We start from the raw sequence: 22783 nt of genomic DNA on the forward strand, positions 1-22783 counted from the left end.
GCGGCCGCAGCGCCGGAAATCACGACAATTCCCGGTCCTGCAGGGGCTGCGGCCAGTACGGCACCTGATCGAGCCGCGGCCGCCAGGTTCCCGTCTCGGCGAGACCGCGCACATGGGCGGCGATCTCGCCCAGGCTGGCAAACCAGACGTCGCCCTTGTCCTGCATGTATTCGATCAGCCCGGCGAAGGCTTCCGCGCGGGAGGGCCGGCCCGAGACGAACGGATGCCAAACAGCATTCCAGAGCCCGCCATGGCGCCAGGCGGCGTCGAACTCCGCCCGGAAGACCTCCATGGCGCGTGACGGCGAGGCGATCGGCAGCATGTAGCCGAATTCCTTGATGCAAACATACTGCGTCCAGTCGTCGAGCGACATGTCGGTGGGAAGCTCGACGAGGTTTCCGCGCTGGTTGCCGATCAGATAGGGCTGGTCGTCGCCCAGCAACGAGCTGTCGTAGTGGAAGCCGCTCTCCAGCAGCAATTCCAGCGTGTGCCGCGAAAAGGCGTAGGCGGGCGCGCGATAGCCGGCCGGTCGAAGCCCGCTCAGCCTCGCCAGAGATTCGATTCCGCGTGCGAGGCTCTCGGCCTCCTGATCGCGGCTCTGCATGTTCGGCCGCATATGGAGATAGCCGTGATGGCCGAGCTCGTGACCCGCCGCCAGGATCTGCTCGACGGTTGCCGGATAGGCCTCGACGCACCATCCCGGGATGAAGAAGGTTTGCCGCAATCCGAAGCGGCGGAAGATCTCCAGCAGCCGGGGCACGGCGACCTGGGGCTCATAGCGGAGCATCGAGGCCAGCGCGACCCGGTCCGGTGCCTGCTGATGGAAGTTGACATGGAGGAGAGCCTCGCCGTCCATGTCGAAGGTGAAAGCGACCGCGCAACGGGCGTTGCCAGGCCATGGAATCGGGTTGCTTATCATCGACGGCGGCCCAGAGCTGCAATTCTTAATCTCTCTCGCACGAGACGCGTATTACAGTGAAGTCGTCGGGAAATCTGCACGCGAACAGTTCAGTGCAATGACGGAATTCTGGGCAAATATCGGCGCAATGACCGCCGGCTGTTCATTTATCCCGCACCAGGAACAATCGGCGAGCTGCGTTTCGACAAGTCCGAAGGTGCAAGTGCAGGCACTGCCGAACAGGCTTCCCGCATCGCCATGGCGGGCGCACCCTCCAAGCTCATCGGGTGGCTGATTTTGCAGTTGGCCGACGGCTTATGCGCGGCGGTTGTGAGCTGGGCGGGCGAGGAGAAGTTCGCGACGATCTCGGAGCGCCGCTGCGCGCGATGCCGCTCGTGCGATCGAGCGCGGCGTCGACCACGCCTTCGGCAAGCGGAACCTGCGCAGCTACGATATCGGCGGGCGCCACGGCACGCATGATATCGGGAACGCTATCGCGGAGCTGATCCGGAGCCGCCGAGCCGACCCGGAATGACGCTGAGCGCGGCCATCGGAAGCGTCCGGGGCCGGATCGACCCGACCCCGAGGCGCCCGCGAGGCCGATGCCCGCCGGGATCGGGCGCCGCTTTTAGCGGAGCCTTGCCTCGAAGCCGGAAATCATCCGGATGGTCGCAATCACCGCCAGGGCCGAAACGAAGCTCGCGATGCCGAACAGCCAGCCATAGCCCAGGGCGTCCGCCATCTTCCCGGCCAGCATCGAGCCGGCGAGATAGACCAGGAGTTGCGCGCAGGCGAGGATGGTGAAATCCGTGCCCGGCTGGTCGGAGGTCGTCACGGCCATGAACAGCGAATAGAGCGCGACGATCTCCATGTAGCGGATCAGCGTCTGGAAGCCGGCGGCGCCGAACAGCGGCCAGACGCCGACCACGGCGCCGAGCGCATGGGCCGCGAAGAGGGCGAAACAGATCGTCCGCAGCCCGCCGAGCAGGGCGAGCACGAAGGACAGCCCCCGGCTCTTCACCATCCAGGCGGCGAGCGCCGAGCCTGCGAGCCCCGCCGTCGTGGCCGAGAGACCGGAGAGATAGCCGATCTGGTCGAGCGGGATGCCGGCGTCGACGAGATAGGAGCCCTCCATCGCCTTCACGAGGCCCTCGCTCGCCCGATAGGTCAGGGCGATCCAGAGGATCTGGCGTGCCTCGGGGCGCTTCAGGAAGGCACGGATCGAGGGGCGCGGGGCGGGGGAGGCACCCGGCACGGGATCGTCCTCGCGCATCATCGCGGCGGCGATCAGCGGCAAGAGCGAGATCGCGGCGATGGTCGTCAGCATCCCGGTCCAGCCGATATGGTGGTAGAGCACGAGGCCGAGCGTGCCCCCGATGACGACGCCGAAGGCGACCGAGGCGCCCTGGATGGCGTTGCCGATGGCACGGTCTGCCGCGGGCAGATATTTCGCGGCATAGCCGTCGGTGGCGATGTCCTGCGTCGAGATCAGCAGCGAGGCGGCGAAGCCGATCGCGATGATCGCATCGACCTGCGTCGGTCCGACCAGGATCAGGGCGAGGATGGCGAGGATCGTCAGGCTCTGGGTGATCAGGATCCAGCCGGCGCGATGCGCCCGCGCGAAGGGCCGGAGGCGGTCGACCCAGGGCGCCCAGAGGAATTTCAGGACGAGCGGCAGCAGCAGGATGCTCATCGCTCCGATGGCGGTGCGCGAGACGCCGAGCTCGCGCATGATCGGCGGTAGCGCCGCGACGAAGAGATAGGAGGGGATCGCCTGCGCGAGATAGAGCCCGCCCAGCACGGCGAAAAGCCGGTAGCGCCGCATCGGCGCGGGCGCGGCGCCTGCGTGGAGGGGGCCGATCGCGCTGCTCACGATGTCGCCCGGCTGTCATGGCCGATGAGGAAGGCCCGGCCCGCCGCCTCCTCGCGCGCGGCGACGATCGGGAAGGGCCAGAGCCGGCGGAAGGTCTCGGCCGTCTTCTCGCTGGCATCGGGCCGCACGATGGCGCAGGCCCGGCAGGCGCGCGAGACCCTCTCCCGCGTCGTCTTGAACCAGAGCGCCTGCTCGCGCTCGCCCGCCTGCGAGAGCGCTCGTCCGCCGCCGAAGACGGTCAGCAGCGTATAGGGCTCCTCGCGCCGTCCGATCTCATGCAGCGCGTCGAGATAGGCGCGCTCATCCTCTGGCCGATAGGGCGGCATGAAGCGCAGCGTCACCACCGCGTCCGCGTCGATCTCGAGGCTCACCATGACCCAGAATGCCCCTCAGAAGGTCTTGCGGAAACCGAGGGTGACGGTCCGGCCCCAGCCATAGTTCGGCAGGTTGCGCACCGAAGTCGCGGTCGGGTTCTGATAGGCGCGGTCGAACAGGTTGTTGACCGCGACATAGGCCTCGCCCTGCCAGGCCGGGGCGGTGAGCGCGACGTTCATGGTCGCGGCGCCCTTCAGCTTGTAGCGCGTGCCGCGCAGGTCGATGGCGACGTCCCGATCCGAGAAGGCCTCGCCCTCGACCCGGAGCTGCATGCCGTTCACGAAGCGGTAGCTGCCATAGAGCATGCCGCGCCAGGGCGAGCCGATGCGGTTGTTGGGCAGGTTGCTGTCGAGCTTGCCGTCGCCATTGGTGTCGTAGCGGCCCTCGCGATACGACAGGACCGTGCCCATGGTGAAGGCGTCGGTGACGGCGACGTCGCCGGTCGCCTCGACGCCCCAGATCCGCTCCTTCTGCTGCGACATCGTGTTGGTCACCGAATCGAAGGTGACGCCGTCGTCGGAGGTGCTGATGAAGCCGGTCAGCGAGCCCTTGAAGCGGTCATAGCTACCGCGGATGCCGAGCTCGTAATTGTTCACGATCTGCGCCTTGGGCGCGATCGACGAATAGCTCACCGTCTGCCGGCTGGCGGGCAGGCAGTTCGGCGACTGCAGCGGGCAGGCATATTGCGTCGAGATGCCGGCGCGGCGGGTGAAGGCGCCGACATCGGGCAGGGCGAAGCCCTGCGAGAAGCCGCCGAAGATCTCGCTGGTCTCGGTGAGCTTGATCGTCACACCGAGATTGGCGGTGAGCGCCGAATAGTCGAAATCGCCGCCGAGCACCCGCAGCGCGGGCAGCACGAAGGCCTGATAGCCCTGCGCATTGTTCGCGGCGACCGCCGCATAGGCGGCGGGCCGCGTATAGTCGCTGACCGAGAGCGAGAAATGCTCGTAGCGCAGGCCGCCGCGCAGCACGACGCGCTCGCCGATCGGGATCTGGAGCTGGCCGAAGCCGGCCGCCGTCGTCTGCTTCAGCGGCGTGAAGACGTCCTGGCCGTTGGTCAGGGTCTGCCAGGTCTTCTCCTGGATCAGGTCGCCGCCCCAGGTCAGCTTGGCGCCGGGCAGGATCGCGTCGAGCGGGGTGTCGATCGTGACGTTCAGGCCGCCGCGCTGCGAATAGAGCGTGGTCTGGTTGTCCCGGCTCGTCGGCGAGAGCGGGTTGAAGGAATAGTAGACCTGGCTGTTGTAGGGATAGGAGAAGGTCGAGAAATTGAAGCGCTTCTTGATGTCGTTATAGTAGCCGAGCAGGCTGAGCTTGCCGAGCGCGAAATCGGCGTCGCTATAGCGCAGCGACACGGATTTGGTGTCTTCCAGCACGCTCTGGCCGGTATAGAGCTGCGTCCGGTCCGGCCGGGCGAAGGGGGCGGCGTAGTTGGTCAGGTATTTCGGAGCCTGGTCGAAGCCGATCCAGGAGGCGTTGAGCTCGATGCGCTTGCCGCCGGCGAAATCGTAGCCGAGCTTGGCGAGTAGGTTGCCGGCCTTGTAGCGGTCGCCGCCGCCCTGGCCGAGCAGCCCGTCGGAGGGCAGTTCGCGCCCGGCGCCGTCATAGGTGCGGCCGGCGCCGCGGATCTGGCCCGAGAACAGGTAGTCGACGCCGTCGGGGACCTTGCCGGAGACCGTCACCGAGGCCTCCGGCGCCAGCGAGCGGCCGATATTGTGGGTGAAGCCGCGGATCGCGGTGTTGACCGTGACGCGCGGCCTGCCTTCGGCCGCCTTCCGGGTGATGAAATTGACCGTCCCGCCGGTGGCGCCCGCGCCGTAGAGGCTGGAGGCGCCGGCGACGACCTCGATCCGCTCCACCGTGTTGAGGTCGATCAGCGCGAGGATGCGCGAGACGTCGCGCAGCGGCGTGTTCATCGGCACGCCGTCGATCATCACCAGTAGGTCGCGGCCGCGATAGTTCTCCGAGGCGCTCGAGACCGTCTGCGTCGACATCGAATAGCCCGGCACTAGCTTGCCGAGCACGGCGGCGGCATTGGGGCTGAACTTGAGCTGCTGCTCGATCTCCGTCCGGTCGATCACCTGGACCGATTGCGGCGTCTCGGCGGTGCTGCGCTCGGCGCGGGCGGCGGTGACCGTGATCGTGTCGAGATCGATCGTGGTCGGCGTGTCCGCGACCCGGCCCGGCCCGGCCGGGCGCGTTGCGGACTGGGGCGAAACCTGCGCGACCGCGATCGAGGAGGCGAGGAGCGCGGCAAGGCTGGTGGCGAGGCTGATCGGTCTGGTCATGGTTCTACCCGTGGCGCCGGCCGCCGCCCGGCCCATGTGTTGGGCACGGAGTCGATGCCGTTCTGAAGGTGGTTTACTTGGCTTGTTTCAGGATTTGCTTTTTAGAATTTTAGTAAAGTAACTTGATTTCATCACGGATTCGATTGCCGGTGCGTGTTGGGGCCGTTGTTAGCTGTTGCTGTAATGATATTTCTGCGGTCTAAGCTTGGACTTCCGCGAACGCGCCATAGGACTGAGACGAATCCGGTGTCGAAAACGGGCAATGTGGCTGTCGCGACACGCCCCGGATGCGAGGCGGCTCCGGAGGCCCGGAATTTCGCGCCGTTCTGGCTGGTTTCCGCCGAGGTCGGCCGTGACGAGGCGAGCGCCCTGTCCCGGCGCATTCTCGGCCATGCCACGGCGCGGGAAGCCGAGACGCCGGATCTGCCCCTGCCTTTCGATGCGCGCTGCGTGCTGACGACGCGCCCGGATATCGGACTGCGCTCCTGCTTCGGCCCGGCCCTGCACTGGGTCTGGCCGCCGCGGCGGAACGAAGGGGATTTGTCCTATATCCTCATCCGTCCGGCGGAGGGGCGGGTGGTGATCCGCCAGGGCGGCGGGCGGATCGCGCTACGCGCCCGCGAGGCGGCGGCGCTCGCCCTGGATCAAGCTGCGGAGTTCGTGCTGGCCCAGCCCGGCCGCATCGACGTGATCGAGCTCGATGCGGCCCTGTTGCCGCTATTGGCCGGCGAGGCCGCCGGGCTGATGCGGGTCATCCCACGCTCCAATCCGGGCTTGCAGGCACTGGCGCATTACGGCGCGCTCCTGCTGCGCGGCCTGCTGCCGCTGAATTCCGCCGAGCTTCAGGCCCTCGCCAGGGCACATGTCCACGACCTGGTCGGCGCCGCCCTGTCGGACCGGGAGCCTGCGGTGGCGGCGGTTCCGGCGGACAGGCGGGCCGGCCGTCTCGCCGCCATCAAGGCGGATATCGAGGCGCGGCTGGAGCGGCGGGATCTCGGAGTCGAGATGATCGCGACCCTGCATGGCGTCAGCGCCCGCGTCGTCCAGAAGCTTTTCGAAACCGATGGCCGGACGTTCTCCGACTATGTGCTGGAGCGGCGGCTCGACCGCGCCTGGCATCGGCTCGTGACGACGGAGGGCGTGGCGCCGGCCATCAGCGCCGTCGCCTATGAAGTCGGCTTCGGCGACCTCTCCTATTTCAACCGCTGCTTCCGCAAGCGCTTCAATTGCTCGCCTTCCGAGGCAAAGGCGGCAGGCGCCTGAAAGGCGGGCCGGGCGAGCCGGATGGCTGGCGCCGAAAGCAGGGCTCGCGAAGACGGCGCCGCCGCCGTTCGGGTCGAAATCCCCTCATCAGGCCTTCGCGATGTCCTGCCTCGCCTGCCTGCTTCCGCCGGCTTGACAGGGTTGGAAAAACACGGCTTGCTGATCTGGTCTTCTGGATGGACCAGTGGATCAGAGGGGCATGTCAGCATCTCCGAAGGGTTCGGAAGCCATCGTTCTGGCCGAGGTTCCATCGTTCCGCGACGCGATCGTCAAACGCTCGCTGAAGAATGTGATCGCGGACAGGATCGCCGGGCTGATCGCCTCCGGGCTCGTTCAAGTCGGGGATACCTTGCCGAGCGAACGCCAGCTTGCATCGTCGCTCAATGTGAGCCGCGAGACGACGCGCGGAGCGATCCTTCTCCTGGCGTCGCGCGGTATTCTCGAGATCTCCCACGGCGCGCGCACGCGGGTCGTTCGCAGCGATGTCGGCGAGATCACGATCGGCTTCGGCCAGGCGCGGGCGATCAACGCCTACGACATCGATTCCGTCCACGACGCGCGGCTCCTGATCGAGCGCCGGGTGGTGGCGGATGCCGCCCGGCGGATCGACGAGGCCGCGCTCGCGGCGCTCGACGGGCTCCTGGCCGTGCAGAAGGAGGCCTTCGACGATCCTGTCGGCTTCCTGATCTGCGACCGGGAGTTCCACGCCACGATCTACCGCGCTTCCGGCAACGCGCTGCTCGCGGACTTCGCCGCAGATCTCTACACCTACATGATGGAATACCGCCGGACGGCCGTCGCCAGGCCGGGGGCGATCGCGACGAGCTATGCCGATCATGCCGCGATCGTCGCTGCGCTGCGCGACCATGATCCGGATGCGGCGGTGGCGGCGTTCGCCGTGCATACCGACCGGATCTACCAGACAACGCAATCGGCCATGAAGGACGGCAGGCAAGACCGAAACTGAAGCCCGCCGTCCTTTCCGGGCGGCTCAAACATAAAAACGCAATGGAGAAACGCTATGGAACGCAGAACTGTCCTGAAGCTTTCGATCGGAGCCCTGCTCGGTGCGAGCACCGGGCTCGGCGGCCTGCAGGCGGCGATGGCCGCGGGCAAGGACATCGTCTATCTGACGCCGGGCCTCGATCTGCCCTTCTGGCGCTACCTGGCCAAGGGCGTCGAGGCCACCGTGAAGGCGCAGGGCTATAACTTCCAGGCGCTGGACTCGCATAACAGCGCCCAGACGCAATTGCAGAACGCGCAGGACGCGATCGCGCGCGGCGTCGCCGGAATCGTGATCTCGCCGACCGATTCGTCCACGGCGCCCAGCGTGCTGGCGCTCGCCAAGCGCGCCAAGATTCCGGCCGTGATCGCCGATATCGGGACCAATAGCGGCGAGTATTCGTCCTTCATCATTTCCGACAACTACAAGGGCGCCCACGATGTCGGCGTGGCGCTGGCCCAGAGCCTGAAGAAGAAGGGCTGGCAGGACGGCTCCGTCGGGATCATCGCGATCTCGCAGGCCCGCAAGAACGGCCAGGCCCGCACGAAGGGTTTCCTCGACGGACTCAAGGAGGGCGGCTTCACCGGCAAGCAGGCCGGGATGCAGCAGATGCAGTCCTACACCGCCGACGAGACCTTCAAGTTCACGCAGGACATGCTGACCGCCAATCCCGGCATGCGCGGCCTGTTCATCCAGACGGACCAGCCGGCGATCGGCGCCCTCCGGGCCGTGAAGGCGGCGCGGCGCGACGGCGAGCTTCTCGTCGCCGCCTTCGACGGCATCCCCGACTTCGTGGATCTGCTCAAGTCCGGCCAGCTCGTCGTGTCGGGGATGCAGCAGCCCTATCTGATGGGCGTGCGTTCCGGCGAGGCGATCCTGGCCACGCTCGCGGGCAAGTCTCCCGAAAAGGAGATCACCGTGCCGATCGTCGCGATCACCAGCGACAACATCGAAAAAGAGCTGCCGACGATCCGCAAGACCGTCTTCGCCGACGAGGTCTGATCGCGCCCGAGCGCTCAGCGCGCCGCCTGCGGATAGCGGTTCCGCAGGCGGCGCGCCGCCGCCTTGGGCGGCGTTGGGCGAGGCGGGCCGCGGCCCGTCTCTTCCGCCTTTCGGGCACGCTCCATGTCACTTCATGCACGCCGGCGCGCCGGCGCCGCGAGCCGAGGACAGATTCCATGCAGCATCCCCCGCCGCAGGGCGACAAGCCGCTGCTTCTCGCCGCCCGCGACGTCACCAAGACGTTCGACCGCACGCGCGCGCTCGCCGGGGCGGATTTCGAGCTCGCGGAGGGCGAGATCCATGGCCTGCTCGGCGCCAACGGCGCCGGCAAGTCGACCCTGTCGAAGATCATTTCCGGGCATCACAGCTTCGATTCCGGCGAGATGCTCTACCGGGGTCAGTCGATCCGCCTGCGCAATACGCGCGACGCGCTCCGCATCGGCATCGCCATCGTGATGCAGGAAACCAGCCTCGTTCCCGACCTCACGGTTCTGGAGAACATCTTCCTGCCGGAGCTCGGCCGCCCCGGGCGGCTCGACTATGCCGCGATGCGGGAGCGCGGCAGGGTCATTCTCGACAGCCTCGGCCAGTCCGACAGCCTGCCGTTCGACTGGAAGGTCCGGCAGCTCTCCTCGGCGCAGAAGCAGCTCGTCGAGATCGCCAAGGCGCTGGGCGTCGGCGCGAAGCTCATCATCTTCGACGAGCCGACCGCCGCGCTCAGCCCCGGCGAGGTGAGCCGGCTGTTCGACGTGATGGCCCGGCTGCGCGAAACCGGCCGCGGCCTGGTCTTCGTCTCGCACCGGCTGGAGGAGGTTTTCTCGATCACTGACCGCGTCACCGTCATGCGCGAGGGGCGGACGGTGCTGAAGGCCCACCCGACCGCCGATCTGAGCCAGGCGGAATTGATCCGGGCCATGGTCGGGGCCGAGCTCGGCGCGATCTACACCGAGCCGCATCGGCAAGGCGAGGCCCGCCATGGCCCGGCGATCCTCGAGGTCAGCCATCTTGCGGCGCAGCCGCAGGTGAAGGACGTGTCCTTTTCCGTGCGGGCCGGGGAAATCCTCGGCCTCGGCGGGCTGGTGGGCGCGGGGCGCTCCGAGACCGTCGAGGCCATCTTCGGGCTGAGGCCGCGCTCCGGCGGCGAGGTGCGCCTCGCCGGGCGGGATCTCAGGGCCAACGACCCGCAGGCCGCGATCCGCGCGGGCCTGGGTTTCGTCGCCGAGGACCGGCGGACGCAGAACATCGTGCCCGATCTCAGCGTGAAGGAGAATCTGCTGCTCGCCCATCTCGGCGCGCATCGCGGCTTCCTGCGCGGCTATCAGTCGCGCAAGCGCAAGGTCAGCGAGCTGCTGCAGCGGCTCGGCCTGCCGGAGGAGCGGCTGATGGACGCCTCCATGCTGAACTTCTCCGGTGGCATGCAGCAGAAGATCATCATGGCGCGCTGGCTCCTGCTCTCGCCGAAGGTGCTGATCCTCGACGAGCCGACCAAGGGGGTCGACATCGGCACGCGCGCCGGCATCTACGCGATGCTCCGGGACATCGTGGCGGAGGGGGCCGCGGTGATCGTGGTATCGTCGGATTTCGAGGAGCTGCTCGGCATCAGCGACCGCATCGTCGTGGTCAGCGACGGCTGCACCATCGCCGACCTGCCGAGCGCCATGCTCGACGAGGAGAAGCTGACGCTCCTGGCCGCTCCCCGCACCTCGATGGCGCACAACACGGCGATGCTCGAGCATTTCGCCCGGGAGCATGGCGGGGCGGGGTTCTGGGCCCTGGTCGAGGAGGACCGCATCATCTGCCTGAACGCGGTCGTGGCGAATGCCGCGCTCGATCCCGGCTTCAAGGCGGGCGAGGCCTGCGTCGCCGCGCAGACGCAGATCCCCCGCGCCCTGAGCCGGCGCGAGCCCATCTTCGTGCCGGAGGCCGACAACGGCCGCACCACGCTGCTCCTGCCCATGCGCAATTCCCGCGGGCATGATCTGGGCTGGGTCGGCCTCTCCCTCTTTCCCGACGCGGAGCTGCCGCAGCCCGAGGCGATCAAGGCCCGCATCGACAGCATCGCGGCCGCGCTGTGACCATCAAGGAGCCTTCTTCCATGGCATCGACCACTGCCGGCGCGCCGATGCGCGGCTCTCGCTTCAAGATGCTGGCGCAGCGGCTCGAGGTGCGCATGCTCGCCCTGGCCCTCGTCATCGGGTTCTGCCTGTCGCTGCTGTCGCCCTATTTCCTCACCCATTCCAACATCTTCAACATGCTCGACCAGTCGGTGGTGATCGGCATCGTCGCGGTGGGCATGACCTTCGTGATCCTGACCGGCGGCATCGACCTGTCCGTGGGCTCCGTCGCCGGCCTCACGGGCATCATCCTGGGCCTGTCGCTCCAGCACATGCCGATCGTGCCGGCGATCGCGGTGGCGGTTCTCGCCGGCGGCGGCATCGGCCTGGTCTCGGGGCTGCTCATCAACCTGTTCGGCCTCGCGGCCTTCGTCGTCACCCTCGGCGTCATGGCGATCGGCCGCAGCCTTGCGTATATCCTGTCCGGGCAGACCGCGATCTCCGATATTCCCGAGGGAATGCAGGACATTGTCTACACGAACATCCTCGGCGTGCCCTCGAACATCCTGTTCCTGATCGCCCTCTACATCGTCGCCTGGGCCTATCTCACCTACACCAAGGGCGGCCGCACCATCTATGCGGTCGGGTCGAACAAGGAGGCGGCCCGTGCCGCAGGCCTGAACACGCTGTTCTATTCGGTCCTGCCTTACGTCCTGTCGGGCGCGCTCTCGGCCGTCGCGGTGACCTTCTCGATCAGCCAGTTGCTGTCGGCCGACCCGCTGATGGGCAATGCCATGGAGCTCGACGCCATCGCGGCCGTCGTCATCGGCGGGGCAAGCCTCTATGGCGGCCGCGGCTCGATGATCGGCACGCTCATCGGCGTGTTCATCATGGTGATGATCCGCAACGGCCTCAATCTGATGGGCGTTTCGCCGTTCTGGCAGGGCTCCGCGATCGGCACCATCATCATTCTGGCCCTGCTGGTGGAGCGTCTCGTCAGCAGCCGCGCGAGCCGCTAGGAGGAAGAAAGCGATGACATCCACACCTTCGCTCGCCGTGGCCCTCTTCGGTACGGAGGAGCCGGCGGTGCTGCCGCGCATCCTCAGGGCGGGCCCGCTGACGGCAGAGCTCGACGCCGGCAATCTGCGCCATATCCGCTATCACGGCGTCGAGATCATCCGCGCGGTGTCCTTCATCGTGCGCGACCGCAACTGGGGCACCTACAACCCGACGATCGCCGATCTGGCGGTCGAGGAGGCCGCAGACAGCTTCACGGTCGCCTATTCCGCGGTCGCACGCGATGAGCGCCAGAGCTTCGGCTACAAGGCGCGGATCGCGGCCAGCGCCGGCGGCACCCTCGATTTCTCGGTCACCGGCACGGCCGACACGCCCTTCCTGACCAACCGCACGGGGTTCGTGGTTCTGCATCCCAGCGCGGCGTCGGGCCTGCCCGTCACCATCGCGCATGCCGACGGCTCGCGCGAGGAAGGCCGTTTCCCCGACATCATCGATCCCGTCCAGCCGATGATGAATCTGCGCGCCCTGACGCATGAGGCAGCGCCGGGGCTGCGCGTGACCTGCCGCATGGAGGGCGACGTCTATGAGATGGAGGACCAGCGCAACTGGACGGACGCTTCCTACAAGACCTATGTCCGGCCGCTGGCCTTGCCCTGGCCCTACACGCTGGCGGAAGGCGAAAGGCTCGAGCAGGCCGTCCGCCTGACGGCATCCGGCCGGCCGGCGGGCCGCGCGCCCGCGGGCGAGGCGGTCACCGTCCATGTCGGCGCCGCGGCAGGCGTCGTTCCGCCGCTCGGGCTGGGGCTCGACCCCGACGAGATCGCGGCGACGCGGGAGGAGGCCGCCACCCTGCGGCGCATCGGAGCCCGGCATCTGGTCGGCTTCCACGATCCGCGGCGCGGGCATGACCGCGAGACCTTGCGGGAACTGGCGGCTGCGGCCGAGGCGATCGGCGCGGAGCCCTGGCTGGAAGCGGTCATCGCCGATGTCGACGGCTTCGCCGGGGAGATCGCGGCGCTCGGCCGCGACGTGCGGGCGCTGGGCTCGCCTTTTCCGGTCGTGCTGGTCTCGCCCGCGCCGGATCTCAAATGCACGCTGCCGGGCAGCCCCTGGCCGCCGGCACCCCCGCCCCGCGACTTCTTCCAGGCCGCCCGCAACGCCTTTCCGGGCGCGCGGCTCGGTGGCGGCATGTTCAGCTATTTCACGGAGATGAACCGGAAGCGCCCGCCGAGCGATCTCCTCGATCTCGTCAGCTTCACGACGACCGCGACCCTGCATGCGGGCGACGATCACTCCATCACCGAGGGGCTGGAATCGCTGCCGGCCATGGCGCTGTCGGCGCAGGCCATCGCCGGCGGCAAGCCCTGGGCCGTGGGGCCGAGCGCCATCGGCATGCGCATGAACCCCTATGGCGAGGCGCCGCTCGCCAATTCGGGCAATATCCGGCAGGCGATGAACTTCAACGACCCTCGCCAGCGCGGGCTGCTGGGGGCGGCCTGGACGCTCGGCTTCTTCGCCCGGTTCGCGGCCGGCGGGGCCAGCGCGATCACGCTGGGCGGCACCACCGGCGCTTTTGGCGTGCTCCACCGGCGCCATTCCTGGCCGCAGCCCTGGTTCGACGACCATGGCGGGCTGTTCCCGGTCTTCCATGTGCTGAAGGGGCTCGGCGGGCTCGGCGGCGCGGCGATGCGCCGGGTGGAGCTGTCCGACCCTTCGGCGGTCCAGGGCATCGCCGTCGAGCGCGCGGACGGCATCGAGCTCTGGCTCGCCAATCTCACCGGCGCGGCGCAGACCTTGCATCTGGAGCAGGCGATCGCCGAACGGGCGATACTCGATGCCGAGTCCTTCGTCGAGGCGACGAAGAACCCGGACCTTCTCTCCGAGAGGACGGAGCGGGGAGGCGGGAGCATCTGCAGGCTCGCTCCCTATGCGGTCGCGCGTTTGCGCCTGAACTGAGCCAGTTCGGCATCGGACCGGAAGACGGCGTCCGCCTTCTGGTCCGATGCAGGAACAAAGCGATCGATCGTCGTGAACGCGTCCTGCCGGATGCGCGATGATCTATGCCGCCGGAGCCTCGGCGTCGGGCTGGTTCGCCGGGTGGGCCTCGCGAAAGGCGGGATGCTCCGCCGCGACGCGCTCGACCCGCAGGATCCGCGGAAAGCCGTCGAGCGGGACGTCGAAGCGGCGGGCGGCATAGAGCTGCGGCACCAGATAGACATCGGCCATGCCGGGTTCGGAGCCGAAGCAGAACGCCCCGTCGCCGATCATCGCCTCGACGGCGCTCAGGCCCTGACCGATCCAGTGAGCGATCCAGCCGCCGACCTCCGGCTCCGGGCGGCCGAGCTCGGTCCGCAGATAGCGCAGCGGGCCGATATTGTGCAGGGGGTGGATGTCGCAGCCGATCAGCGCCGCGACCGCGCGGACCCTGGCCCGCTCCACCGGGTCGCCCGGCAGCAAAGCCGGCGCCGGATAGGCCTCCTCCAGATATTCGAGGATCGCCGGCGACTGCGTGATGACGACGCCGGAATCGAGCACGAGGCTGGGCACGCGCCCTTGCGGGTTGAGCGCGCGATAGGCGGGGGCGTTCTGCTCCCCGCCGTTGCGGAGCAGATGGACGGGGACATGCTCCACCGCGAGATTCTTCAGGGCCAGTGCGATCCGCACGCGATAGGACGAGGTGGACCGCCAATAGGTGTGGAGTTTCAGGATGGGATTCCCCTCTGCTGGGCTTGCCGGAGCGACGCCGCGCTCAAGCCGGAACCGGCCTGGCCGGCAGGATCCTGGCCCGGCATTCACCGAAGCCGATCGGCGCATAGGCCTCGCGGCGGGCGCGGGCCCGCATGATCACCTCGTCGCCATCCTCCAGGAAGCGGCGCTGCTCGCCCGAGGCCAGCGCGACGGGCTCGGCGCCGCCCAGGGTCGCCTCGAGGATGCTGCCGCAGGAGGCGGCGTCCGGCCCCGAGATCGTGCCCGTCCCGAGCAGGTCGCCCGGCTGGAGATTGCAGCCGTTGCTGGTGTGATGCGCCACCATCTGCGCGGCGGTCCAGTACATGTTCAGGGCGTTGGAGAGGCCGAGGCGATGCGGCGGAAGCCCCTGCGCGCGCAGGCCGTCAGTGAGCAGCAGGACCTCGATCTCGACATCGAGGGCGCCGGCGCGCTGGTCCTCCGCATCGAGCAGATAGGGCAGCGGAGCGGGGTCGCCCGCGGGCCGTTGCGGCTGGCCGGCGCGGAACGGCGCCAGCGCCTCCGGCGTCACGATCCAGGCCGAGATGGTGCTGGCGAAGTTCTTGGCCAGGAACGGGCCGAGCGGCTGGTATTCCCAGGCCTGGATGTCGCGGGCCGACCAGTCGTTCAGCAGGCAGTAGCCGGCGATGTGGCTGGCCGCATCGGCGATCGGGATCGGCTCGCCCTGCGCATTGCCGGGGCCGACCCAGAGGCCGAGCTCGAGCTCGTAGTCGAGGCGTCGGCTCGGGCCGAAGCCGGGCTCGGCCGCATCGGGCAGCCTAGCCTGGCCGTTGGGCCGGCGGATCGCGCCGCCCGACAGACCGATCGACGAGGCCCGGCCGTGATAGCCGATCGGGACGTATTTGTAGTTCGGGAGCAGCGGATTGTCCGGCCGGAACAGCTTGCCGACATTGGTCGCGTGGTGAATGCCGACATAGAAGTCGGTATAGTCGCCGATGCGCGCCGGCAGATGCAGGCTGCAATCCGCCGCCGGGTGGAGGCAGGGCGACACCGCCTCGGCTTCGGCGCGTCCTCCCGTGAGAAGCGCGGAGAGGCGCAGGCGCAGGCTCCGGCGCGGGCCGGCGCCCAGCGCCAGGAAGGCGTTCAATCTCTCGCCCGAGGCGGCTTCGGCCGCTTCGCGCGCCTCGCCCTCGAGCAGGCCGGTCGCCGCCAGCGCGCCGAGGTCGAGGATCGCGTCGCCGATCGCGACGCCGCCCCGCGGCGCGGCCCCCGCGGGGCTGAACACGCCCAGCGGCAGGTTCTGGACCGGGAAATCCGGGTGTCCGTTGGCGGATTCCACCCAGCTTCGCAGCCTGGGATCATGAGTGTGGTCGATCTGAGCCATGGGTCTGCTTAGCGCTGCCGCGGATTGAAGTGCTTGTGCAATTGATGCCCGTAGGCGCCGTAGGATCTCTGCAGCGCGCTGCTTTCCGCCGCGAAGGCGGTGACGCGCTGCGGGAACCGGGTCTCGAACATGAACGCCATCGTGCCTTCGAGCTTGTGCGGCTTCAGCTCGACATTGCTGGCCTTTTCAAAGGCCTCGAAATCGGGGCCGTGCGGCAGCATCGAATTGTGCAGCGAGCAGCCTCCGGGGACGAAGCCCTGAGGCTTGGCGTCGTACTGCCCGTAGACCAGGCCCATGAACTCGCTCATCACGTTCATGTGGTACCAGGGCGGGCGGAAGGTGTTCTCCGCCACCATCCAGCGATCGGAGAAGACCACGAAATCGACGTTGGCGGTGCCGGGCGTCTCGGACGGGGAGGTCAGGACCGTGAAGATCGACGGGTCGGCATGGTCGTAGAGGACCGGCCCCACCGGCGAATAGCGCCGCAGATCGTATTTGTAGGGCGCGTAGTTGCCGTGCCAGGCGACCACGTCCAGCGGCGAATGCGCGATGTCGGCGGCCCAGATCGCTCCGCCCCATTTGACATACATGCGCCCGGGCGCGTCGACGTCCTCATAGGCCGCCACGGGGGTGAGGAAGTCGCGCGGGTTGGCCAGGCAGTTGGCACCGATCGGGCCGCGTTCCGGCAAGGTGAAGGCGCCGCCGTAATTCTCGCAGAGATAGCCCCGGGCCGGACCGTCGCGCAGCTCGATGCGCAGCTTCACGCCGCGCGGAATGACGGCGATCTCGCCCGGCTCGATGTCGATGATGCCGAACTCGGTCCACAGCCGCAGATCGCCCTGCTGGGGCACGAACAGCATCTCGCCATCCGCGTTGTAGAAGTATTCGTGCTCCATCGAGCGGGTGATCAGATAGACATGGGCGCCCATGCCGGCTTGCGCGCCGCCGTCTCCGGCCGTGGTGATCGTCCGCACGCCTTCGCGGAAGGAGAGCGGCTCGGTCGGGACCGGCAGCGGATCCCAGCGCATCGGCCCGATCGGCGGCTCGGCTTCGACGGCCGGGGCCGTGCGCCACAGGCCGGCATCGACCTTCCTGAAATCGCCCCAATGCGCGACGGTGGGGCGGATCCGGTAGAGCCAGCTCCGCTCGTTGGTTGTGCGCGGCGCGGTGAAGGGCGACCCGCTGAGCTGTTCGGCATAGAGGCCGTAGGCGCATTTCTGCGGCGAGTTGCGCCCGAGCGGCAGCGCGCCGGGCAGGGCCTCGGTCTCGAAACCGTTGCCGAAGCCGGACATGTAGTTCGCCTGGATCGCGCTCTCGGGCTGGGTCGCGGCCGAAGCGCCCGTCGGGATGTCTTGCTTGGTCATGGGGAAGCCCTCTCGCATTTTGTTACAAGAGTAACCGTTGATTTTGTAACCAACAACGCGCGGGATCGGTGGCGCGCGCCTTCGGGCTGAAGCCGGACGCACCCGCGCCCGGAGCCTGACCCGCCGGCCGATGGGCCTCCATCGTTCGGCCGGGGAGATCGGAACGTTCGAAGTTATGCATTGGATCGGATGATTTCGATCGGAGATGTTGCGCAGAGAAGAATTTTCTTCTCAATCTCCGAACCGTTCCATCGCTCCTGTTTCCGGAATTCCTCACCTTGGCTTCGCATCCCCTCGGGCGCCTTCTGCCCGGCTTCCTGCTGTGCGCGCTGATCAGCGCGGCGGCCTATGGCCTCGAACATCTCGAAACCCGTCTGGCGGGCCGCGCCTGGTTCGAGGCCCTGGTGCTGGCCATCCTGATCGGGACACTGGTCCGCAGCGTCTGGACGCCATCCGCGCCCTGGCGGGCCGGGATCGCCTTCTCGGCCAAGACGGTGCTGGAAATCGCCGTCGTCCTGCTCGGCGCCTCCCTCAACGTCGCCATGCTGGTCGCGGCCGGGCCGGGCCTGATCGTCGGCATCGCCGTGGTCGTCGCGCTGGCGCTGGCCGCGAGCTTCCTGCTCGGCCGGATGCTCGGCCTGCCGAAGCGGATGGCGGTGCTGGTCGCCTGCGGCAATTCGATCTGCGGCAATTCCGCCATCGCCGCGGTCGCGCCGGTGATCGGCGCGGATGGCGAGGACGTGGCGGCGTCGATCGCCTTCACCGCCGTGCTCGGCGTGCTGGTCGTTCTCGGCCTGCCGCTGCTGGTGCCGCTGCTGCGGCTCTCCGACACGCAATACGGCGTGCTGGCCGGGCTGACGGTCTATGCCGTGCCGCAGGTCCTCGCCGCGACGGCGCCGGTCGCCGCCGCCAGCGTCCAGATCGGCACGCTGGTCAAGCTCGTGCGGGTGCTGATGCTCGGCCCGGTCGTCCTCGTGCTCTCGCTCCTGGGCAGCCGGCTGCGCGAGGAACCGGATGCCCCGGCGCCGCATGTCACGGCGGGAGACCGGCCGGCGCGCGGGCGCCTGGCCGTGCACAAGCTCGTGCCCTGGTTCATCATCGGCTTTCTGGCGATGGCGGCGCTGCGCTCGCACGGCGCCATCCCGGAGGCCGCGCTCGCGCCGCTCGCGCGGATCACCACCGTCTTCACCATCATCTCGATGGCGGCGCTGGGGCTGGGCGTCGATGTCCGCTCCGTCGCGAGGGCCGGGGGGCGGGTGACGGCGGCGGTCACCCTCTCCCTGATCGCGCTCGCGGCCGTCAGCATCGCGCTGATCCGGCTCCTCGGCGTCGCCTGACCGGGCGTTTCCGCTCTCAAGCGAAGAGATGGGGGGCGCGCCCCCGCCGGGCGCGCGCCCCGTCTCAGATCATCCGCTGCATGCCGCTCAGCACGGCCTTGAGCGAGGCCATGACGATATTCGGATCGATGCCGACGCCATGGACGATCCGGCCTTCGGCATCCTCGAGCTTGACATAGCAGGCGGCGGTGGCGTTGGCGCCGCGGCCGACGGCGTGCTCGTGATAGTCGAGCAGCGAGAACGTCACGCCATAGGTCTTCTGTAGCGCGTCGACGAAGGCGTCGACCGGCCCGTTGCCTTCGCCCTCGATGGTGCGGACCGTGCCGTCCCGCTGCTTCAGATCGGCGGTCAGCGTGCGGGTGTCGGGGCCGGTCGGCAGGGTCCTGTGGGAGACGAGCTCCAGAGGCGCCCCGCTCAGCAGATAGGTCCGGCTGAACAGCGCCCAGAGCGCCGGGGCGGTCAATTCCTTGCCGTCGGCGTCCATCTGCTCCTGGGCGATCTTCGAGAACTCGACCTGGAGCGGGCGCGGCAGGTCGAGGCCGTGGTCGGCCTGGAGGAGATAGGCGATGCCGCCCTTGCCCGATTGCGAGTTGATGCGGATGACCGCCTCGTAGTCGCGGCCGACATCCTTGGGGTCGATCGGCAGATAGGGCACCTGGAAAAGCGGGTCGTTGCGCTTCTTCTGCGCCTCGAAGCCCTTCTTGATCGCGTCCTGATGCGAGCCGGAGAAGGCGGTGTAGACGAGCTCGCCGACATAGGGGTGGCGCTCATGCACCGGCAATTGCGTGCAGTATTCGGCCACGCTGCGGATCTCGTTGACGTCGCGCAGGTCGAGTTCGGGGTCGACGCCTTGCGTGAACAGGTTCAGCGCCATGGTGACGATGTCGACATTGCCGGTGCGCTCGCCATTGCCGAACAGCGTGCCCTCGACGCGGTCGGCGCCGGCCATCAGGGCGAGCTCGGCGGCGGCGACCGCGGTGCCGCGGTCGTTGTGCGGATGGATCGAGAGCAGCACGCTGTCGCGGTCGGAGATGTGGCGGCCGAACCATTCGAACTGGTCGGCATGGACGTTCGGCGTCGCCATCTCGACGGTGGCGGGCAGGTTGAGGATCAGCTTCTTCTGCGGCGTCGGCCTGATCACGGCCTTGACCGCCTCGCAGATCTCGAGCGCGTATTCGAGCTCGGTGCCGGTGAAGCTCTCCGGCGAATATTCGAAGGTGAAGTTGGTCTCCGGCGCCTGCTCGGCCAGCGCCTTGATCTGGACGGCGGCGTCGACGGCGATCTTGGTGATGCCCGCCCGGTCGGCGCGGAAGACGACGTCGCGCTGCAGGGTCGAGGTCGAGTTGTAGAAGTGCAGGATGACGTTCCTGGCGCCCTTCACGGCCTCGAAGGTGCGCTCGATCAGCTCCGGCCGGCACTGGGTCAGCACCTGGATCGCCACGTCGTCGGGAATGGCGCCCGCGTCGATGATCGCGCGCACGAAGTCGAAATCGGTCTGCGACGCGGCGGGGAAGGCGACCTCGATCTCCTTGAAGCCCATCTTCACGAGCAGGTTGAACATGCGGTTCTTGCGCTCGACGCCCATCGGCTCGATCAGCGCCTGATTGCCGTCGCGCAGGTCGACCGAGCACCAGATCGGCGCCTTGGTGAGGACCTGCGACGGCCATTTGCGGTCCGGCAGGTTGACGGGCGCATAGGCGCGGTACTTGGAAATCGGCATCTCTGACATGATTGGACCCTTGCGGTGGTGGCGCCTCGCCGGCCTGCTCAGGGCCGCTCGCGCCGCGATACGATCGACAGCCTGAAAATCCCGGCGCTTACAGCGCCGGGCGGCTAAGTCGAAGGGCCGGATCCCGCATGACAGACCGATATCGCATGGCGGCACTCTAGAGCAGGCGCGGAGCGGATTGCAACGCGATCCGGCCGGATCGCGTGCCGGCCGGCGGGCTTTCGCCGCCGGCTGCGCCGCGCGGCGGCGCGTAAAAATCACCTTCCGGCTGCCTGCCGCACCGCTGATTTGACCTCCGCCGCCGGCAATCTTTGGCAAGCGGTTTCATTGACGAGGCGAGGTTTCAGCGGAAAAATGCCAGCATCGATCGGCACCTCGCCGGTCGGTCGCGGGATTTGCTGGAGCAGCTTGCGCCGCGTCAACAACGCTAAAAGCACCACGAGACGATCGTGGGCTCCGCAACGGAGTCGGATCCATGACGAGGCTCATCGCATTCCGCCAGGCGCGCAGGACGGCGCGCCGATGTTGCCGATGACGTGACGGCGCCCGCGGGCGCCTCTCCACCGCAAGCGCAATCGAACGGCAACGCCGGCCTCCCGGCGAAGGATGACGCATGTCTCACGCCACCATTCTCGAAATCCGCGGCAAGACCGCGGGGCTGGTCGTCGGCGCCGAGGCCGGCTTCCGCTTCTTCTCCTCGCAGCCGGCCTTCGACGCGCTCGACGGCCAGCTCTTTCCTTCGGTCGTCGCGGCGCAGCGCGCGGTCAAGGCGCTGACGTCCCGCCGGGCGCCGCGCGACCGGCCGCTCGGCCGCGCGGCCTGATCCTTCCACCGGAGTCCGCCATGACGATCGTTCCGCTCGTGCCCAAGGATTTTGGGGCCAAGAGTTCTTTGACCAGAAATTCCGCGGCCCGAAATGCCGGGACCGGGCCGTCCCGGGCAGCGGTCCCGCCGGAGATCCAGACGGCCGATCTCGGCGGGTTCCGCGCGGCGCTGCGGCATCTGGCGGGCGGCGTCAGCGTCGTCACCACCGGGCGCGGCGCGAGCCGCACCGGGCTGGTGGCGACTCGGTCTCCTCGCTCTCGGCCGAGCCGCCGACGCTGATGTTCGGGCTCAATCTCGGTTCGTCGAGCTTTCCGGTGCTGCGCGAGCACGGCGCCTTCGCGGTCAACGTCCTGGCGGCGGACCAGAAGGAGATCGCCGACCGCTTCGCCGGGCGCGGCGGCGAGAAGGGGCCGGCGCGCTACGAGGGCGCGCGCTGGACCGAGGGCCGGACCGGCGCGGCGCTGCTCGACGGCGCGCTCGCCTCGCTCGACTGCGAGGTCGAGGAGCTGATCGAGCGCCATTCCCACGCGATCGTCATCGGCCGCATCCGCGGCATCAGGCTGGGGAGCGACGCCGCGGCGCTGCTCTACTGGCGGGGCGATTACGAGCGCCTCGGCTGGATGCCCGAGGAGGTCGCGACCGCGCTCGGCCTGCGCGCTTACTGAGGAAAGTCCGGATCATGGCCTACAGCTTGAGCCTGCTCGACAAGAGCCCGATTCCCGAAGGCGAGGCGGCCGCGGCGGCGCTGCAGCGGACCGTGACGCTGGCGCAGACGGCCGAGCGCCTCGGCTATGCGCGCTTCTGGGTGGCGGAGCATCACGGCTTCCGGGGCCTGGCGAGCTCGGCGCCGGAGGTGCTGCTGGCCTTTCTCGCCGCCCGGACGCGCAGCATCCGGCTCGGCTCCGGCGGCGTGCTGCTGCCGCATTACAGCCCCTACAAGGTCGCGGAGGTGTTCAACCTGCTGGCGACGCTGGCGCCCGGGCGGATCGATCTCGGCATCGGCCGGGCGCCCGGCGGCCTGCCGGCCTCGACGCGGGCGCTGAGGACGCTGCATGCCTCGGGCCGGCCGAGGCCGTTCGCGGATCTCCTCGCCGATCTCGATGCCTTTCTCGGCGGCGGCGCCCCGGCCGGCGAGGCGGCGGAGGCTCGCGCCCTGCCGCTGCCGCCCGCGGCCCCGGAGCGCTTCCTGCTCGGCGGCGGCCCCGACAGCGCCCGGCTGGCCGGCGCGCTCGGCTGGAGCTTCGTCTTCGCCGGCCAGCACAATGGCGACGAGAAGACGATCGAGGACAGCTTCGCGGCCTATGCGGCGGCGGGCGGCAAGGCCCCCCCGATCCTGGCCGTGACGGCGCTGGCGGCGCCGACGCCCGAGGAGGCCCATGCCGTCACCGAGGGGCTGAAGATGGTGCGCGTCACGCTGGAGGACGGCCAAAGCGTCAATCTCGGCACCGAGGAGCAGGCGGCCGAATTCGCCCGGCAGGCCGGCGCGGCCAGCTACCGCACCGAGATCCGCAGGCCGCAAATCCTCGCCGGCACGGCCGAGCAGGTCCGCGCCGAGTTCGAGCGGCTGCAGGCGCGCTTCGGCGTCTCCGAATTCGTCATCGACACCCCCGCGGCGGGGCCGGCGAAGCGCCTCGCCTCCGTGCTGCTGCTGGCCGGCGAAGCGCCGGCGCTGGCAGCCTGACCATTTTA

Annotated in this window: 20 protein-coding genes; 12 read left to right on the forward strand and 8 right to left on the reverse strand. The window is 68.6% G+C overall.

Going from position 1 to position 22783, the window contains the following annotated elements:
• Positions 1-19 precede the first annotated feature (19 nt).
• The gene (locus ACWH43_RS02750; protein ID WP_260349482.1) at positions 20-856 is read right to left on the reverse strand and encodes a polysaccharide deacetylase family protein; all 837 of its coding nucleotides are present in this window, start codon (positions 854-856) and stop codon (positions 20-22) included.
• On the opposite strand from ACWH43_RS02750, the gene ACWH43_RS02755 reads away from it, so the two are divergent.
• A complete protein-coding gene (locus ACWH43_RS02755; RefSeq protein WP_260349484.1) occupies positions 855-1193 on the forward strand; it encodes a hypothetical protein in 339 nt (112 codons plus the stop codon). The genes ACWH43_RS02750 and ACWH43_RS02755 overlap by 2 nt on opposite strands.
• A 333-nt stretch (positions 1194-1526) precedes the next feature.
• Here ACWH43_RS02755 and ACWH43_RS02760 read toward each other — a convergent pair whose 3' ends face one another.
• From ACWH43_RS02760 to ACWH43_RS02770, 3 genes are read right to left on the reverse strand one after another with little or no spacing between them, the layout of a single operon-like run.
• Positions 1527-2723 carry an MFS transporter gene (locus tag ACWH43_RS02760; protein ID WP_158444469.1) on the reverse strand — a complete coding sequence of 399 codons (1197 nt, stop codon included), beginning with the start codon at positions 2721-2723 and terminating at the stop codon, positions 1527-1529.
• A gap of 44 nt (positions 2724-2767) precedes the next feature.
• Complete coding sequence (locus ACWH43_RS02765; protein ID WP_158444451.1) at positions 2768-3145, reverse strand: hypothetical protein; 378 nt, start codon at positions 3143-3145, stop codon at positions 2768-2770.
• Between the two features lie 15 nt (positions 3146-3160).
• On the reverse strand, positions 3161-5431 hold the full coding sequence (locus ACWH43_RS02770; protein WP_158444450.1) for a TonB-dependent receptor: 2271 nt from the start codon (positions 5429-5431) through the stop codon (positions 3161-3163).
• A gap of 264 nt (positions 5432-5695) precedes the next feature.
• Here ACWH43_RS02770 and ACWH43_RS02775 point away from each other — a divergent pair, with 264 nt between their 5' ends.
• From ACWH43_RS02775 to ACWH43_RS02800, 6 genes are all read left to right on the forward strand, one after another.
• On the forward strand, positions 5696-6694 hold the full coding sequence (locus tag ACWH43_RS02775; RefSeq protein ID WP_260349486.1) for a helix-turn-helix transcriptional regulator: 999 nt from the start codon (positions 5696-5698) through the stop codon (positions 6692-6694).
• 199 nt (positions 6695-6893) lie between these two features.
• Positions 6894-7661 (forward strand): FadR/GntR family transcriptional regulator, encoded by a 768-nt coding sequence (locus tag ACWH43_RS02780; protein ID WP_158444448.1) that lies wholly within the window; start codon positions 6894-6896, stop codon positions 7659-7661.
• Between the two features lie 54 nt (positions 7662-7715).
• The gene (locus tag ACWH43_RS02785; RefSeq protein WP_158444447.1) at positions 7716-8699 is read left to right on the forward strand and encodes a substrate-binding domain-containing protein; all 984 of its coding nucleotides are present in this window, start codon (positions 7716-7718) and stop codon (positions 8697-8699) included.
• A gap of 176 nt (positions 8700-8875) precedes the next feature.
• Positions 8876-10774, forward strand: a complete 1899-nt coding sequence (locus ACWH43_RS02790) for a sugar ABC transporter ATP-binding protein (protein WP_158444446.1) — start codon at positions 8876-8878, stop codon at positions 10772-10774.
• 20 nt (positions 10775-10794) lie between these two features.
• Entirely contained in the window at positions 10795-11772 is a 978-nt protein-coding gene (locus ACWH43_RS02795; RefSeq protein ID WP_158444445.1) for an ABC transporter permease, read from the forward strand.
• Between the two features lie 13 nt (positions 11773-11785).
• Complete coding sequence (locus ACWH43_RS02800; protein WP_158444444.1) at positions 11786-13726, forward strand: hypothetical protein; 1941 nt, start codon at positions 11786-11788, stop codon at positions 13724-13726.
• Positions 13727-13828: 102 nt separating this feature from the next.
• Here ACWH43_RS02800 and maiA read toward each other — a convergent pair whose 3' ends face one another.
• From maiA to hmgA, 3 genes are read right to left on the reverse strand one after another with little or no spacing between them, the layout of a single operon-like run.
• The gene (gene maiA, locus ACWH43_RS02805; RefSeq protein ID WP_158444468.1) at positions 13829-14476 is read right to left on the reverse strand and encodes a maleylacetoacetate isomerase; all 648 of its coding nucleotides are present in this window, start codon (positions 14474-14476) and stop codon (positions 13829-13831) included.
• Positions 14477-14519: 43 nt separating this feature from the next.
• Positions 14520-15839: a fumarylacetoacetase gene (gene fahA, locus ACWH43_RS02810; RefSeq protein WP_158444443.1), complete on the reverse strand. Its 1320-nt coding sequence runs from the start codon at positions 15837-15839 to the stop codon at positions 14520-14522.
• Positions 15840-15847: 8 nt separating this feature from the next.
• Positions 15848-17203 carry a homogentisate 1,2-dioxygenase gene (hmgA, locus tag ACWH43_RS02815; RefSeq protein WP_260349487.1) on the reverse strand — a complete coding sequence of 452 codons (1356 nt, stop codon included), beginning with the start codon at positions 17201-17203 and terminating at the stop codon, positions 15848-15850.
• 278 nt (positions 17204-17481) lie between these two features.
• On the opposite strand from hmgA, the gene ACWH43_RS02820 reads away from it, so the two are divergent.
• Positions 17482-18540, forward strand: a complete 1059-nt coding sequence (locus ACWH43_RS02820) for a YeiH family protein (protein WP_158444441.1) — start codon at positions 17482-17484, stop codon at positions 18538-18540.
• Positions 18541-18604: 64 nt separating this feature from the next.
• Here the strand turns inward: ACWH43_RS02820 and leuA are convergent, their stop codons facing one another.
• The gene (leuA, locus tag ACWH43_RS02825; RefSeq protein ID WP_260349489.1) at positions 18605-20269 is read right to left on the reverse strand and encodes a 2-isopropylmalate synthase; all 1665 of its coding nucleotides are present in this window, start codon (positions 20267-20269) and stop codon (positions 18605-18607) included.
• Positions 20270-20882: 613 nt separating this feature from the next.
• On the opposite strand from leuA, the gene ACWH43_RS02830 reads away from it, so the two are divergent.
• Genes ACWH43_RS02830 through ACWH43_RS02845 form a run of 4 tightly spaced genes read left to right on the forward strand, consistent with a single transcriptional unit; the run spans position 20883 to position 22775 of the window.
• Complete coding sequence (locus ACWH43_RS02830) at positions 20883-21092, forward strand: hypothetical protein (protein ID WP_158444440.1); 210 nt, start codon at positions 20883-20885, stop codon at positions 21090-21092.
• Between the two features lie 20 nt (positions 21093-21112).
• The gene (locus tag ACWH43_RS02835) at positions 21113-21373 is read left to right on the forward strand and encodes a hypothetical protein (RefSeq protein WP_260349490.1); all 261 of its coding nucleotides are present in this window, start codon (positions 21113-21115) and stop codon (positions 21371-21373) included.
• Complete coding sequence (locus ACWH43_RS02840; RefSeq protein WP_375797041.1) at positions 21373-21759, forward strand: flavin reductase family protein; 387 nt, start codon at positions 21373-21375, stop codon at positions 21757-21759. The genes ACWH43_RS02835 and ACWH43_RS02840 overlap by 1 nt, the downstream gene beginning before the upstream one ends.
• A gap of 14 nt (positions 21760-21773) precedes the next feature.
• Complete coding sequence (locus tag ACWH43_RS02845; protein WP_158444439.1) at positions 21774-22775, forward strand: MsnO8 family LLM class oxidoreductase; 1002 nt, start codon at positions 21774-21776, stop codon at positions 22773-22775.
• Positions 22776-22783 lie beyond the last annotated feature (8 nt).

It is taken from the genome of Allobosea minatitlanensis (assembly GCF_964020775.1).